Source organism: Streptomyces sp. NPDC007095 (genome assembly GCF_040634475.1).
Taxonomy (GTDB): Bacteria; Actinomycetota; Actinomycetes; order Streptomycetales; family Streptomycetaceae; genus Streptomyces.
On sequence record NZ_JBEYFS010000077.1, the window covers coordinates 19792 to 33665 of the forward strand.

Annotated in this window: 12 protein-coding genes; 8 read left to right on the plus strand and 4 right to left on the minus strand. The window is 71.6% G+C overall.

Annotation, left to right across the window (positions count from 1 at the left end; all coding sequences use genetic code 11):
* Positions 1-6: 6 nt before the first annotated feature.
* Positions 7-720, minus strand: coding sequence for a TetR/AcrR family transcriptional regulator (locus ABZ656_RS25685; protein WP_360270742.1), 714 nt, complete (start codon positions 718-720; stop codon positions 7-9).
* Positions 721-911: 191 nt separating this feature from the next.
* Between ABZ656_RS25685 and ABZ656_RS25690 the strand changes: the two genes are divergently transcribed.
* Both ABZ656_RS25690 and ABZ656_RS25695 read left to right on the plus strand, forming a co-directional pair.
* Positions 912-3434: an MMPL family transporter gene (locus ABZ656_RS25690; protein WP_360270744.1), complete on the plus strand. Its 2523-nt coding sequence runs from the start codon at positions 912-914 to the stop codon at positions 3432-3434.
* 44 nt (positions 3435-3478) lie between these two features.
* Positions 3479-4513 carry a zinc-dependent alcohol dehydrogenase family protein gene (locus ABZ656_RS25695; protein WP_360270746.1) on the plus strand — a complete coding sequence of 345 codons (1035 nt, stop codon included), beginning with the start codon at positions 3479-3481 and terminating at the stop codon, positions 4511-4513.
* A 97-nt stretch (positions 4514-4610) separates the two neighbouring features.
* On the opposite strand, the gene ABZ656_RS25700 is transcribed toward ABZ656_RS25695, so the two are convergent.
* From ABZ656_RS25700 to ABZ656_RS25710, 3 genes are all read right to left on the minus strand, one after another.
* The gene (locus ABZ656_RS25700; protein WP_054231835.1) at positions 4611-4808 is read right to left on the minus strand and encodes a MerR family transcriptional regulator; all 198 of its coding nucleotides are present in this window, start codon (positions 4806-4808) and stop codon (positions 4611-4613) included.
* Positions 4809-5197: 389 nt separating this feature from the next.
* Entirely contained in the window at positions 5198-6196 is a 999-nt protein-coding gene (locus ABZ656_RS25705) for a helix-turn-helix domain-containing protein (RefSeq protein WP_101405086.1), read from the minus strand.
* A 161-nt stretch (positions 6197-6357) separates the two neighbouring features.
* Positions 6358-7287, minus strand: coding sequence for a sugar phosphate isomerase/epimerase (locus tag ABZ656_RS25710; protein WP_101405087.1), 930 nt, complete (start codon positions 7285-7287; stop codon positions 6358-6360).
* 122 nt (positions 7288-7409) lie between these two features.
* On the opposite strand from ABZ656_RS25710, the gene iolC reads away from it, so the two are divergent.
* The 6 genes from iolC to mmsA are packed head-to-tail and all read left to right on the plus strand — an operon-like array spanning position 7410 to position 13733.
* Positions 7410-8378, plus strand: coding sequence for a 5-dehydro-2-deoxygluconokinase (gene iolC / locus ABZ656_RS25715; RefSeq protein WP_101405088.1), 969 nt, complete (start codon positions 7410-7412; stop codon positions 8376-8378).
* Entirely contained in the window at positions 8375-8515 is a 141-nt protein-coding gene (locus ABZ656_RS25720; RefSeq protein ID WP_360270749.1) for a hypothetical protein, read from the plus strand. Before iolC ends, ABZ656_RS25720 begins: the two co-directional genes overlap by 4 nt.
* Positions 8512-9459, plus strand: a complete 948-nt coding sequence (locus tag ABZ656_RS25725) for a deoxyribose-phosphate aldolase (protein ID WP_360270751.1) — start codon at positions 8512-8514, stop codon at positions 9457-9459. Before ABZ656_RS25720 ends, ABZ656_RS25725 begins: the two co-directional genes overlap by 4 nt.
* Positions 9460-9466: 7 nt before the next feature.
* Positions 9467-10336 carry a 5-deoxy-glucuronate isomerase gene (gene iolB, locus ABZ656_RS25730; protein WP_360270753.1) on the plus strand — a complete coding sequence of 290 codons (870 nt, stop codon included), beginning with the start codon at positions 9467-9469 and terminating at the stop codon, positions 10334-10336.
* Positions 10333-12216, plus strand: a complete 1884-nt coding sequence (iolD, locus tag ABZ656_RS25735) for a 3D-(3,5/4)-trihydroxycyclohexane-1,2-dione acylhydrolase (decyclizing) (RefSeq protein WP_101405090.1) — start codon at positions 10333-10335, stop codon at positions 12214-12216. The genes iolB and iolD overlap by 4 nt, the downstream gene beginning before the upstream one ends.
* A 14-nt stretch (positions 12217-12230) precedes the next feature.
* The gene (mmsA, locus tag ABZ656_RS25740; RefSeq protein WP_067370451.1) at positions 12231-13733 is read left to right on the plus strand and encodes a CoA-acylating methylmalonate-semialdehyde dehydrogenase; all 1503 of its coding nucleotides are present in this window, start codon (positions 12231-12233) and stop codon (positions 13731-13733) included.
* Positions 13734-13874 lie beyond the last annotated feature (141 nt).

Consider the following 13874-nt stretch of genomic DNA (forward strand, 5'->3'; position numbering starts at 1 on the left):
GCGTGGTCAGGGGGTTGGAGCCGTGAACTCCGCGGGACCGGGGGTGAGGTCCGTCGGGGTGGGTGTCCTGTCGCGGATCAGCGGCTCCAGGTAGCGGAGCAGGACGTCCTTCAACTCTCGGATGTACGCCTCGCGCTCGGCACCCTCGTTCGAGAGGACCAGCTCCAGGCCGGCCTTGTAGATGCCCAGGCACACGTGCGCGATGCGCGTGACCTCGGTGGCGGGCGCGTCGGTCATGAGGGAGGAGAGCAGCCCCTCTGTCCGTGAGATCAGGGTCGCGTGCAGGGCGTCGTGCTCCTCGGCGATCCGGCCCGGGATGTCGGGGCCGTGCATCAGTGCGAAGAACACAGGGTGATCGCAGTTGAAGGCGATGAACCGGTCGACCGCGGCGCCCACGGCCTCCTCCAGCGGGGTCGTGGGGTCGACCGGGGCCAGTGCCTCGCCGTAGGTGTCGCGCATCTCGTGCATGAGCCGGTCGCCCAGCTCGATCGCGATGGCCTCTTTGTTCGGGAAGAACTGGTACAGCGTGCCCGGTGAGACGCCTGCCTCGCGGGCGATGGCGTTGGTGCTGGCGGCGGTGTAGCCGGTGGTGCAGAAGACGGAGGCGGCGGCCTCCAGCAGCTGGGCGATCCTGCGCTCGCCGCGGGCCTGCCGACGGCGGGGGCGCTCGTCGACGGTCTGCGCGTCGACGGTGCGCTGCGTCTCGGGCTTGTCGGGCACGAGTTATCCCCAGCTCTCCGAACGTGATTGACAAACACGAGTGGTCGCTCGCATTCTGGTGAAACGCGAGCGATCTCTCGTGTTTGCCATTCTATGGCAATGGTCGACCCCTGCTGCCTGCGCACACGACCGGATGGCTGGACGGACGCCGCCGCGCGGACAGGGGGTCACGGTGAAGGGGACACCGCACGATGACCGAAGTCAACAGCGCGGATGACGGCCACGGGAGCGGCGCGGGGCGCGGGAGGGGCGCGAGCGCCGACGCGAGCGCGGGCGACGAACCGCGGGCGGGCGGAGGCCTGCCGGAGAGCGGAAGTCCGCCGGGGAAGAGCGGTCCGCGGGCGGGCGACGAACCGCGGGCGGGCGACGGCCGACGGGTGGGCGACGGCCGACGGGTGGGCGACGGCCGACGGGTGGGCGGTGGCCGACGGGTGGGCGGTGGCCCGCGAACCGGTCGCGGTGCGAGGGTCGGTGGCTGGACCCGGTTCGTGACCGCGCGCCCCCGGCTCTCCCTGTTCGTCGCGCTGCTGCTCACCGCGCTCGCCGTGGTCGCCGGCAGTGGGGTCGCCGACCGGCTGGGCAGCGGCGGCTGGCAGGACCCGACCGCCGAGTCGACGTACGCGACCAAGGCGCTGGAGCGGGAGTTCCCCGCCTCGCAGCCCAATCTGCTGCTCCTGGTCGGCTCGGGGCGCGCCACGGTCGACGCTCCCTCGGTCGCGGCCGAGGCGAAGCGGCTCGCGGCGCGGCTCGCCGCCGAGCGGGGCGTCACGGGGGTCGGTTCGTACTGGGCGTCGGGCGCACCGGCGCTGAAGGCGAAGGACGGCCACGAGGCGCTGATCGCCGCGCGGATAACGGGCGACGAGAAGACGGCGAGCGAGACCCTGGACCGCCTGGCGCCCTTCTACCGAGGGACGCACGGGCCGGTCGAGGTCAGGGTCGGTGGCCCGGTCGCGGTCCAGCACGAGATGCAGACGACCATCCGCGAGGACCTGACCCGGGCCGAGATGATCGCCCTGCCGGTGACCCTCGTGCTGCTGGTGATGGTCTTCGGAAGCGCGATCGCGGCCCTGCTTCCGCTCGGCGTGGGCATCGTCGCGATCCTGGGCACGAACGCGGTACTGCGCGGCCTCACCGAGTTCACCGACGTCTCGGTCTTCGCGATGAACCTCACCACGGCCCTGGGACTCGGCCTCGCCATCGACTACGCCCTGTTCATCGTTCGCAGATTCCGCGAGGAACTGGCCAAGGGCGCCGCGTCCTCCCCGAGCTCTCCACCGGGTTCGAGCAGGGAAGACGCCATCACGGCCATCGCCACGACCCTGCGCACCGCGGGCCGCACGGTCCTCTTCTCCTCCCTGACGGTCGCCGTCTCCCTGGCCGCGATGCTGCTCTTCCCGCAGTACTTCCTGCGCTCCTTCGCCTACGCGGGCATCGCCGTGGTGCTGTTGGCCGCAGCCGCCGCGCTGGTTCTCCTTCCGGCGGCGCTGGTGCTGCTCGGCCACCGGGTGAACTCGCTGGATCTGCGCCGCCTGTTCCGGCGCGGCAGGCCGACGGCGAGCGCGGACGGGGCCGCCTGGGGACGCATGGCCTCCCTCGTCATGCGCAGGGCGCCGGTCTTCGCCGCCGCCACCGCCGTCGGGCTGATCGTGCTCGGACTGCCCTTCCTGGGCGTGAAGTTCGGCACTGCGGACGACCGCCAGCTGCCCTCGGGTGCCGAGTCCCACGTCGTCCAGCAGCACATACGGGACGGCTTCCCGGGCAGCCCCGGTGGTGCCCTGGAGGTGCTCGCGGAGGGGCGGGCGAGCGAGGCCCAGTACACGGCCTACAAGGACCGGATCGCCGCGCTGCCCGAGGTGCTGCGGGTGGACGGGCCTCTGGCGCAGGGTGACTCGGCCTACTTCACGGTGCTGCCGAAGGGCGAGGCCGTCGGCGACGGAGCCCAGCGGCTGGTGCGCGAACTGCGCGCGACACAGGCCCCGTTCGACACGGCGGTGACCGGCACGGCGGCGGTCCTGGTCGACTCCAAGCACGCGATAGCCGACCGGCTCCCCTGGGCCGCGGCCTTCATCGCGATCGTCACCCTGCTCCTGGTCTTCCTTCTCACCGGCAGCGTGCTGATCCCGATCCAGGCGGTGCTGCTCAACGCGCTCAGCCTGACGGCGATGTTCGGCGCGGTGGTCTGGGTCTTCCAGGACGGCCATCTGTCGGGCCTGCTCGGCTTCACCAGCCCGGGATCGATAGAGACGACGCTCCCCGTCCTCATGTTCTGCGTCGCCTTCGGCCTTTCCATGGACTACGGAGTCTTCCTGCTCTCCCGGATCAAGGAGGAGTACGACCACACGGGCGACCACCGGGAGGCGGTCCGCTTCGGTCTCCAGCGCACCGGCGGACTGATCACCGCGGCCGCGGTCATCCTCGCCGTGGTGATGGTCGCGATCGGCACCTCACGCGTGACCAACACCAAGATGCTCGGCCTGGGCATCGCGCTCGCCGTGCTGATGGACGCGATGGTCGTCCGCAGTCTGCTGGTCCCGGCGGTCATGCGCCTCACGGGCCGCGCGACCTGGTGGGCACCGGGGCCGCTGCGGCGCTTCCACGACCGGTTCGGACTGAGCGAGGGCGAGGCGGAGCCGGACAGCACCTGGCAGGTGGACGACCAGGCGGACGACCGGGAGGACGATCGGGAGCGGGACAAGGTCGAGGCGCGCGGATAGCGTTCGCTCCGGAAGGGTGATCTTCGGGCGGAGGGGCGAGACGGATGCGGGCAGTGGTGTTCGAGCGGTACGAGGAGCCGGCCGAGGTGCGCGAGGTGGCGGACCCGGCGCCCGCGGAGCACGGGGTGGTGGTGCGGGTCGAGGCCACCGGGCTGTGCCGCAGCGACTGGCACGGCTGGATGGGGCACGACCCGGACATCACGCTGCCGCATGTGCCGGGCCACGAACTCGCGGGGACCGTCGAGGCGGTCGGTGCGCGGGTGACCGGCTGGCGCCCCGGCGACCGGGTCACCGTCCCGTTCGTCTGCGCCTGCGGAGCGTGTCCCTCCTGCGTGGCGGGTGACCAGCAGGTGTGCGAGCGGCAGACCCAGCCTGGGTTCACCCACTGGGGTTCCTTCGCCCAGTACGTGGCACTCGACCACGCCGAGGTGAACCTGGTGGCGGTGCCGGACGAGATGTCCTTCGCGACGGCGGCGTCGCTGGGCTGCCGGTTCGCCACGGCGTTCCGCGCGGTGGTCGCGCAGGGCCGGGTGGCGGCGGGGGAGTGGGTCGCGGTGCACGGCTGCGGAGGCGTGGGACTGTCGGCAGTGATGATCGCGGCGGCGGCCGGGGCGCGGGTCGTGGCCGTGGACCTCTCACCCCAGGCCCTGGACCTGGCGCGGAAGTTCGGTGCGGTGGAGGCCGTGGACGCCTCGCGGGTCGGGGACACGGCGGCGGCGATCCGGGAGCTGACCGGCGGCGGCGCCCATCTCTCCCTCGACGCGCTCGGTTCCCCGGTCACCTGCGCGGCCTCGGTGAACGGTCTGCGCCGCCGGGGGCGCCACGTCCAGGTCGGTCTGCTGCCCGAGGACCCCGCGGTTCCGATGGCCCGGGTGATCGGCCTCGAACTCGAACTCCTGGGCAGCCACGGCATGCAGGCACACGCCTACCCCCGCATGCTCGAACTGGTCCGCGCCGGGGTGCTCCGCCCCGACCTCCTGGTCACCTCCACCATCCCGCTGGACGCGGTCCCTGCGGCCCTGGCGGCGATGGGGGCGGTGCCGGGGGCGGGGGTGACGGTCATCGAACCGTGGAGCTGAGCCCGGACCAGGGGCCGAGCCCCGCACCCGAGTGAGGGGCGGGGCGCAGCGAGGGAGTGCGGCGAGGGGGTGCGGCGAGCGGGCACAGGGCGTGGGGTCAGTCTCTTCGGCCGCGGTTTCCGGGGCGGGAGGCGACCCAGGCGCGGACGGTGTCCGCGTACCAGTAGGGCTTCCCGCTCTCCACGTGGTCGGGCGGCGGCAGCAGTCCGTGCTTGCGGTACGACCGCACGGTGTCCGGCTGCACCTTGATGTGCGCCGCGATCTCCTTGTACGACCAGAGCCTACGGTCGGTCATGAGTGGCACCTCCCTGCGCGCACCGCGGCGGCGGCCGGGGGGTGGCCGTCGGGGGAGCCGGGCGCTGCGCTGGCGATCACAAAGCCTGCGCCCGTTGAACGACACAGAGTGGCCGCAGGGAAGGGCCTGTTGGACGGGTGTGACGCAAGATCCGCGTACTCGCGACATGTGTGACAGGGCGGTGGTTTTTGTGACACGCGTGACGCATTCGCGCCGAGGGGACCGTCGAGAGGTATGCGCGTCGGGGGACCGGTTGCGGGCCGGGTGCGTCGTGCGTACGCGAGCGGTGGGCCGGACCCGCGCTGGATCCGGCCCACCAGCTCCCCGCACCCCCTCGGAAGCCGCCCGGGTCCCCCCGTCGGATCAGCCGCCGGAAGTTCAGCCTGCAATCAACGGAGCCCACCGGTCTTGGAAAAAATCGCACCCCGGTCACTTTGATCGCTCCGGTCGGGGGAGAGCACCAGACTGGTCGCCTCCCCGGCCATCCGATCGGCCCCCGGCGGACCCGGCCGTGGAACCGGCTGAGCTCCGCGGGCCGCCGTGAACTCCCGCGGTGTGCACCCCGTCATCGCCCGGAACTCGCCGCTGAGGTGGGCCTGGTCGTAGAACCCGCAGGCAGCCGCCGTCTCGGCCTGTGAGCGGCCCGCGGCGAGCAGCCGCCGGGCCCGTTCCAGGCGCAGCACCCGGGCCGCCGCCTTGGGGCCGAGCCCGATCTGCTCCCGGAAACGATTCTCCAACTGCCGTACGCTCCAGCCGACGTCCTCGGCGAGCTGAGCCACCGGTATCGCACCCCAGGTCCGTTGCAACTGCGCCCACGCCCGTACCACCCGTGCCGAACCGGGCGTCCCCGCCGAGTGCCAGCGCACGAGGATGTCGTCCAGCAGTTCGAATCGTTCCGGCCAACCCGGCAACGCGGCCAGCGCGGCGGAGAGTTCACCGACGCTCCGCAGACGCCGCCCGCCCGGGCCCGCCTCCCGCGAGCCCAGTGCATGCGGGAGCTCGTCGGGATCCAGGGTCCGGTCGGCGAGTTCGTACTGCGGTGTGCCGAAGAGTGTGAACGCGGCCCAGGGGGCGAGCAGCACTTCGACGCCCGCCAGCCGTCCGTCGTGTTCGCCGACGGCCGCGGTGGTGGTCGGTCCCGAGAACACCGACCTGAGGGTGACGGGGGGATGGCCCACGCGGGAGATGCGCAGGGGCTGTTCGAAGCCCAGCAACAGGGTCGCCGCGCCGATCGGTGCCTCCAGCCTGCGCCGTGGCCGGTCGAGCGCGAGCCGGATCCCGCGGTAGCTGATCACCCCGGGCCGCAGTCGTGGATGCGGCCGTGCGAGGGCCGTCTCCCAGGCACCGCCCGGCCCGTGCCCCGACCGCGAGACGATTCGCGTCACCATCGACCCTCCCGCCGCCGCCCACACCTGGGGAACACCCATGGTGCAACGCGGCACAGCGACGCCGGAAGGCCCGCCGAGCCTCGAGCTCTCGACGGGCCCCACGGCCCCCCCGCGGAGGGTCAGGCTCCGCGGGACGCTATGAAGGGGTCACGGTGAAGCCGTCATGCTCCGCAGGACCTCAGGAACGCCCGGGTGCGCTGGGCGATCGGCAGCGGCTTGTCCGGCGGGCACGGGTACATGTCCTGCTCGACGATGGCGAAGAGCTCGACGTCGAGTTTCTGGGCGGCGGCGAGGACGGGCTCGAGCGCCGGTACGCCGGACGGCGGTTCGCACATCACGCCCTTGGCCACGGCGGGCCCGAACGGCACCTCGTTCGCCCGCACCTCGGCCAGGACCAGCGGATCCACCTGCTTGAGGTGGAGGTAGCCGATGCGCTCCCCGTAGGTCTCGATGAGCTTGACGTTGTCGCCGCCGCAGTACGCGTAGTGGCCGGTGTCCAGGCACAGCGACACCAGGGAGGAGTCGGTCGCGTCGAGGAAACGCGTGACGTTCTCCTCGCTGTCGATGTGCGTGTCCGCGTGCGGGTGGACGACGATCTTCAGCCCGTAGCGCTCCCGCACCTCATGGGCTAGCCGCTCGGTCTGAGCGGTCAGATTGCGCCACTGCGTCGGCGTCAGCGTGCTGTCCTCCAGCACCTCGCCCGTCTTGTCGTCCCGCCAGAACGCCGGGATGACGACGAGGTGCTCGGCGCCCATCGCCTGGGTGAGCGCGGCGATGTCCGAGACGTGCGCCCAGGTCGCGTCCCACACCTCGGGACCCCGGTGCAGCCCGGTGAAGACGGTGCCGGCCGACACGGTGAGCCCGCGCCGCGCGGTCTCCTCCTTGAGCAGGGCCGGATCCGTGGGCAGATAGCCGTAGGGACCCAGCTCGATCCACTCGTACCCGGACTGGGAGACCTCGTCGAGGAAGCGCTGCCAGGGGACCTGCTGAGGGTCGTCGGGGAACCAGACGCCCCAGGAGTCCGGAGCCGAACCGATCCGGATGCGGGACAGTGAGGACTGAGGTGATGCCTGCGGTGACAACGACGTCATGGGCGTCAGCTTCGGTCGGCACGAGGGAGGTGTCAAGGCCTGGTCCGAATGTCCGGACAAACTGTTGACAGGGCTCCCCGCACGGCGCTAGACCTTGGGGGAGCCGAAGCGAAGGGAACTCGATGGCGTACGACCTGATCACCATGGGGCGGATCGGTGTGGACCTCTACCCGTTGCAGACGGGTGTCCCGCTGGCGCAGGTGACGTCCTTCGGGAAGTTCCTGGGCGGCTCGGCGACGAACGTCGCGGTGGCCGCGTCCCGGCTCGGACGGCGTACGGCGGTGATCACGCGCACCGGTGACGACCCCTTCGGCGCGTACCTCCACGAGGCGCTGCGCGGCTTCGGCGTGGACGACCGCTGGGTCACCCCGGTCGCCGGGCTGCCCACCCCGGTGACGTTCTGCGAGATCTTCCCGCCCGACGACTTCCCGCTGTACTTCTACCGGCAGCCCAAGGCCCCGGACCTGGAGATCGACGCGCACGACCTTGACCTGGACGCGGTCCGCGAGGCGCGCATCTTCTGGGTGACCGGGACCGGCCTGAGCGAGGAGCCCAGCCGGACGGCGACGCTCGCCGCGCTCGCCCACCGCGCCAAGTCCGCCACGACGGTCTTCGACCTCGACTGGCGGCCCATGTTCTGGAAGGACACGGCGGGGAAGAGCTCCGAGGACTCCGCCCGGGCCTTCTACGCCGAGGCCCTGCGCCACACCACCGTCGCCGTCGGCAACCTCGACGAGGTCGAGATCGCCACCGGCGTCCGCGAACCGCACGCGGCGGCCGAGGCACTCCTCAAGGCGGGCGTCGAACTCGCCGTCGTCAAACAGGGCCCCAAGGGCGTCCTCGCCGTCCACCGCGACGGCACGTCGGCCGAGGTCCCGCCCCTCCCGGTGACGGTCCTCAACGGCCTCGGCGCCGGTGACGCGTTCGGCGGCTCCCTCTGTCACGGCCTGCTCGCCGGCTGGGACCTGGAGCGGATCATGCGGCACGCCAACGCGGCCGGTGCCATCGTCGCCTCCCGGCTGGAGTGCTCCTCCGCGATGCCGACCCCCGAAGAGGTCGAGGACGCGCTGACGGCGGGAGCGGTCCGATGAGGGCGGGACGCGTGGGACACGAGGGCGGCGACGCCATCGCGGCCGGTGCCATCGTCGCCTCCCGGCTGGAGTGCTCCTCCGCGATGCCGACCCCCGAAGAGGTCGAGGACGCGCTCACGGCGGGAGCGGTCCGATGAGGGCGGGACGCGTGGGACACGAGGGCGGCGACGCCATCGTGTCCTCCACTCCCGCCCCGCCCCGGGCCGTCGACGCGGCGGAGCTCGTCCGGCTCCGCGCCCACCGCCCCGAAGCCGTCGCCGAGGCCGCCGCGCGCCGCCCCCGCCGCCCCCTCGTGGGCGACAACGGGCGACTGATGATCATCGCCGCGGACCATCCGGCCCGCGGGGCGCTCGCCGTCGGCGACCGCAAGTTCGCCATGGCGAACCGCGCCGACCTGCTGGAACGGCTCTGCCTCGCGCTCTCCCGCCCCGGCGTCGACGGCGTCCTCGCGACCGCCGACATCCTCGACGACCTGCTGCTCCTGGGCGCCCTCGACCACAAGGTGGTCCTCGGCTCGATGAACCGCGGCGGCCTCCAGGGCGCCTCGTACGAGCTGGACGACCGCTTCACCGGCCACCGTCCGCAGGACATCGAACGGCTCGGTTTCGACGCGGGCAAGCTGCTGCTGCGCATCGACTACGACGATCCTGGCTCGCTCAACACCCTGGAGTCCACGGCCCGCGCGATCGACGGGATGGCCGAGCGTCACCTCCCGGTCTTCGTCGAGCCGTTCCTCAGCCGCCGCACGCCGGAGGGCAGGCTGGTCAACGACCTGAGCGCCGAGGCCGTCATCAAGTCCATCGCCATCGCCAGCGGCCTGGGCGGCAGCTCGGCGTACACCTGGCTGAAGGTCCCCGTCACCGACAACCCGGACGACATGGCCCGGGTCATGGAGACCTCCACGCTGCCCGCCGTACTGCTCGGCGGTGATGTCGGCGAGGACCAGGAGGGTGCGTACGAGAAGTGGCGCGGCGCGCTCCAACTGCCCACCGTGCAGGGCCTGGTCGTAGGGCGCTCGCTGCTCTACCCGGCCGACGGGGACGTGACCGCCGCGGTGGACACCGCCGTAGGACTGCTGTGAGGACCCGATGACGGACCCCAGGACGCACTCGACGACGGACGCGACCCGGAGCAGCGGCCTGTACGTGCCCAAGGGGGCCACCGCCGGCGGGCTGTACGCCGTCGACATCGACCCCAAGTACGCCGGCTGGACCCACAGCAGCCTGCGCGTGGTCGAACTCGGACCCGGCGGCACACACACCTTCACCACTGGCGACAGCGAGTGGATCGTGCTTCCGCTCAACGGCGCCTGTACGGTGCGCACAGAGGACGAAGAGTTCCAAATCCTGGGCAGGGAAAGCGTGTTCGCGGGGGTCTCCGACTTCGCGTACGTGCCCCGTGACGCCCGGGCCCAGATCGCCTCCGGTGCGGGAGGCCGCTTCGCCCTGGCAGGAGCGAAGTGCGAGCGCCGACTCCCCGCCCGCTACGGCCCCGCGCCGGAGGTCCCCGTCGAAGACCGAGGCAGTGGCAACTGCGCACGCCAGGTGCGCAATTTCGCCTCCGCCGACGCCTTCGAGTGCGACAAGCTCATCGCCGTCGAGGTCATCACCCCCGGCGGCAACTGGTCCTCGTATCCGCCGCACAAGCACGACGAGCACCGGCCCGGTGTCGAGTCGGAGCTGGAGGAGATCTACTACTTCGAGATCGACGGCCCGAACGGATTCGGCTATCAGCGCGTATTCCCTTCGCGCGAGGGTGGATCCGACGTCCTCGCCGAGGTCCGCACCGGCGATGCCGTCCTCGTCCCCGACGGATGGCACGGCCCGTCCATCGCCCAGCCCGGCCACACCATGTACTACCTGAACGTGATGGCCGGACCGGACGAGGACAGGGAGTGGCGGATCTGCTTCCACCCGGAACACGTAGACAACACAGCGAGCACAGAGGGATACCGATGACCTCAACGACGAGGCTGACGGTCGCACAGGCGCTGGTGCGCTTCCTGGCCGCCCAGTACACGGAGCGGGACGGCGAGCGGCGTCGGCTGATCGGCGCGACCTGGGGCATTTTCGGTCACGGCAACGTCGCCGGACTCGGCCAGGCGCTGATCGAGTACGCCGACGAGATGCCCTACCACCAGGGCCGTAACGAGCAGTCGATGGTGCACGCGGCGGTCGGCTTCGCCCGCCAGTCCAACCGGCTGTCGGCGCACGCCGTGACCACCTCCATCGGACCCGGCGCCACCAACCTCGTCACCGGCGCCGCGCTCGCGACGATCAACCACCTCCCGGTGCTCCTGCTGCCCGGCGACATCTTCGCGACCCGCCCCGCCGACCCGGTCCTCCAGCAGCTCGAAGTCCCCTACGCGGGCGATGTGTCGGTCAACGACTGTCTGCGCCCGGTGTCGAAGTACTTCGATCGCGTCACCCGGCCCGAGGCGCTGATCCCGGCCGCCCTGCAGGCCATGCGCGTGCTCACCGACCCGGTCGAGACCGGTGCCGTCACGCTCGCGCTGCCGCAGGACGTGCAGGCGGAGGCGTACGACTGGCCGGAGGAGTTCTTCCAGGAGCGGACCTGGACCGTGCGCCGTCCGGCGGCCGACGCCTCCGAGCTGGCCGCCGCCGTCACGGCGATCCGTGAGGCCCGGCGCCCGCTGATCGTCGCGGGCGGCGGGGTCCACCACAGCCGCGCCGAGGACGTGCTCGCCGAACTCGCCGCCGCCACCGGCATCCCCGTCGCCTCCACGCAGGCGGGCAAGGGATCACTGAAGTGGGACCACCCGCAGGACGTCGGCGGCGTGGGCCACACCGGTACGGCGACCGCGGACGAGCTCGCCCGTACCGCCGACCTGGTGATCGGCGTCGGCACCCGCTACACCGATTTCACCACCGCCTCCGGCACCCTCTTCACCGCTTCGAACGTCCGCTTCCTGAACCTCAACATCGCGCCGTACGACGGTCACAAGCTGTCGGGGATCCCGCTGATCGCGGACGCGCGGGCCGGCCTGGAGGCGCTCACCGAGGCGCTGCTGCTGCACGGGCACCGCGTGGAGCCCGCGTACGCCACCGAGTACACGGACGACAAGGAGCGCTGGGAGTACCGCGTCGACGCGGCGTACGAGGCCGAGGACATCGACATCCGGCCCACCCAGCCGCAGGTCCTCGGTGTCCTCGACGAGGTCGTCACCGAGGACGACATCCTGATCAACGCGGCCGGATCGCTCCCCGGTGACCTGCACAAACTCTGGCGGGCCCGGTCGCGCGACCAGTACCACGTCGAGTACGGCTACTCGTGCATGGGCTACGAGATCCCGGCCGCGATCGGTGTCCGGATGGCGGCCCCCGACCGGCCCGTGTGGGCGCTGGTCGGCGACGGCACCTACCTGATGATGCCGACCGAGATCGTCACCGCCGTGCAGGAGGGCGTCGCGATCAAGGTCCTCATACTCCAGAACCACGGATACGCCTCCATCGGCGGCCTCTCCGAGTCCGTGGGCGGCGAGCGGTACGGCACCGCGTACCGCTACCGCTCCGAGGACGGCGCGTACACGGGGGCGCCGCTGCCCGTCGACCTCGCCGCCAACGCGGCCAGCCTCGGCATGCGGGTGCTGCGTGCGAAGACCGTCCGTGACCTGCGGGCGGCCCTTGCCGAGGCGCGCGCCGCGGACACTCCCACATGTGTCTACGTGGAGACCGAAACGGCAGACACAGTGTCGGGCGCGCCCCCGGCCCAAGCCTGGTGGGATGTACCTGTGGCCGAGACCGCGACCCGATCGTCGGCGGTCAAGGCACGTGAGGAGTACGACCGGCACGTCGCCGCCCGACGCCGCCATCTGTGAAGGAGTTTTTGGCCATGACGAAGACCGTCAACCACTGGATCGGTGGCAAGACTGTCGAGGGTGCGTCGGGTACGTACGGGCCGGTCACCGACCCGGCGACCGGCGCCGTGACCACCCAGGTCGCCTTCGCGACCGTCGACGAGGTGGACGCCGCGGTCGCCGCGGCCAAGGACGCGTACGCGACCTGGGGCCAGTCCTCGCTGGCCAAGCGGTCCACGATCCTCTTCAAGTTCCGGGCGCTGCTCGACGCGAACCGGGACGCGATCGCCGAGCTGATCACCGCCGAGCACGGCAAGGTGCACTCGGACGCGCTCGGCGAGGTGGCGCGTGGTCTGGAGATCGTCGACCTGGCGTGCGGGATCACCGTGCAGCTGAAGGGCGAGCTGTCGACCGAGGTGGCCTCCAAGGTCGACGTGGCGTCGATCCGGCAGCCGCTGGGCGTCGTCGCGGGCATCACGCCGTTCAACTTCCCGGCCATGGTGCCGATGTGGATGTTCCCCATCGCCATCGCGTGCGGCAACACCTTCGTGCTGAAGCCGTCCGAGAAGGACCCGTCGGCCGCCATGAAGGTCGCCGAGCTGCTCGCCGAGGCCGGTCTGCCCGACGGTGTCTTCAACGTCGTCCACGGTGACAAGGTGGCCGTCGACCGCCTCCTGGAGCACCCGGACGTCAAGGCGGTGTCCTTCGTCGGCTCGACCCCGATCGCCCGCTACATCCACACCACGGCCTCCGCGAACGGCAAGCGCGTGCAGGCCCTGGGCGGCGCCAAGAACCACATGCTGGTCCTCCCGGACGCGGACCTGGACGCGGCCGCGGACGCCGCCGTGTCGGCCGCCTACGGCTCCGCCGGCGAGCGCTGTATGGCCATCTCCGCCGTCGTCGCGGTCGGCTCGGTCGGCGACGCGCTGGTGGAGAAGATCCGTGAGCGCGCCGAGAAGATCAAGATCGGCCCCGGCAACGACCCGACCTCCGAGATGGGTCCGCTGATCACGGCCGTGCACCGCGACAAGGTGGCGTCCTACGTCACGGGCGCGGCGGCGCAGGGCTCCGAGGTCGTCCTCGACGGCACCGGGTACACGGTCGAGGGGTACGAGGACGGCCACTGGATCGGCCTCTCGCTGCTCGACAGGGTGCCGGTGACCTCGGACGCGTACAAGGACGAGATCTTCGGCCCGGTGCTGTGCGTGCTGCGCGTGGACACCTACGAGGAGGGTGTCGCCCTCATCAACGCCTCGCCCTTCGGCAACGGCACCGCGATCTTCACCCGGGACGGCGGCGCCGCCCGCCGCTTCCAGCTGGAGGTCGAGGCGGGCATGGTCGGCGTGAACGTGCCGATCCCGGTGCCCGTCGGCTATCACTCCTTCGGCGGCTGGAAGGACTCCCTCTTCGGGGACCACCACATCTACGGCAACGACGGCACGCACTTCTACACCCGCGGCAAGGTCGTCACCACCCGCTGGCCCGACCCGGCCGACGCCCCGACGGGCGTGGACCTGGGCTTCCCGCGCAACCACTGAGCGACCTCCTGGTGCCCCGCCCTCCGTCCCGGGGGGCGGGGCACCGCCATGCTCGGCTCCACTGTTCGCGAAGCGTCCCGGAGTGCGGACCAATCCTGGTGAATTTCGAGGTCTCGACTGCGGTTCTCGTCATGAGGTGAT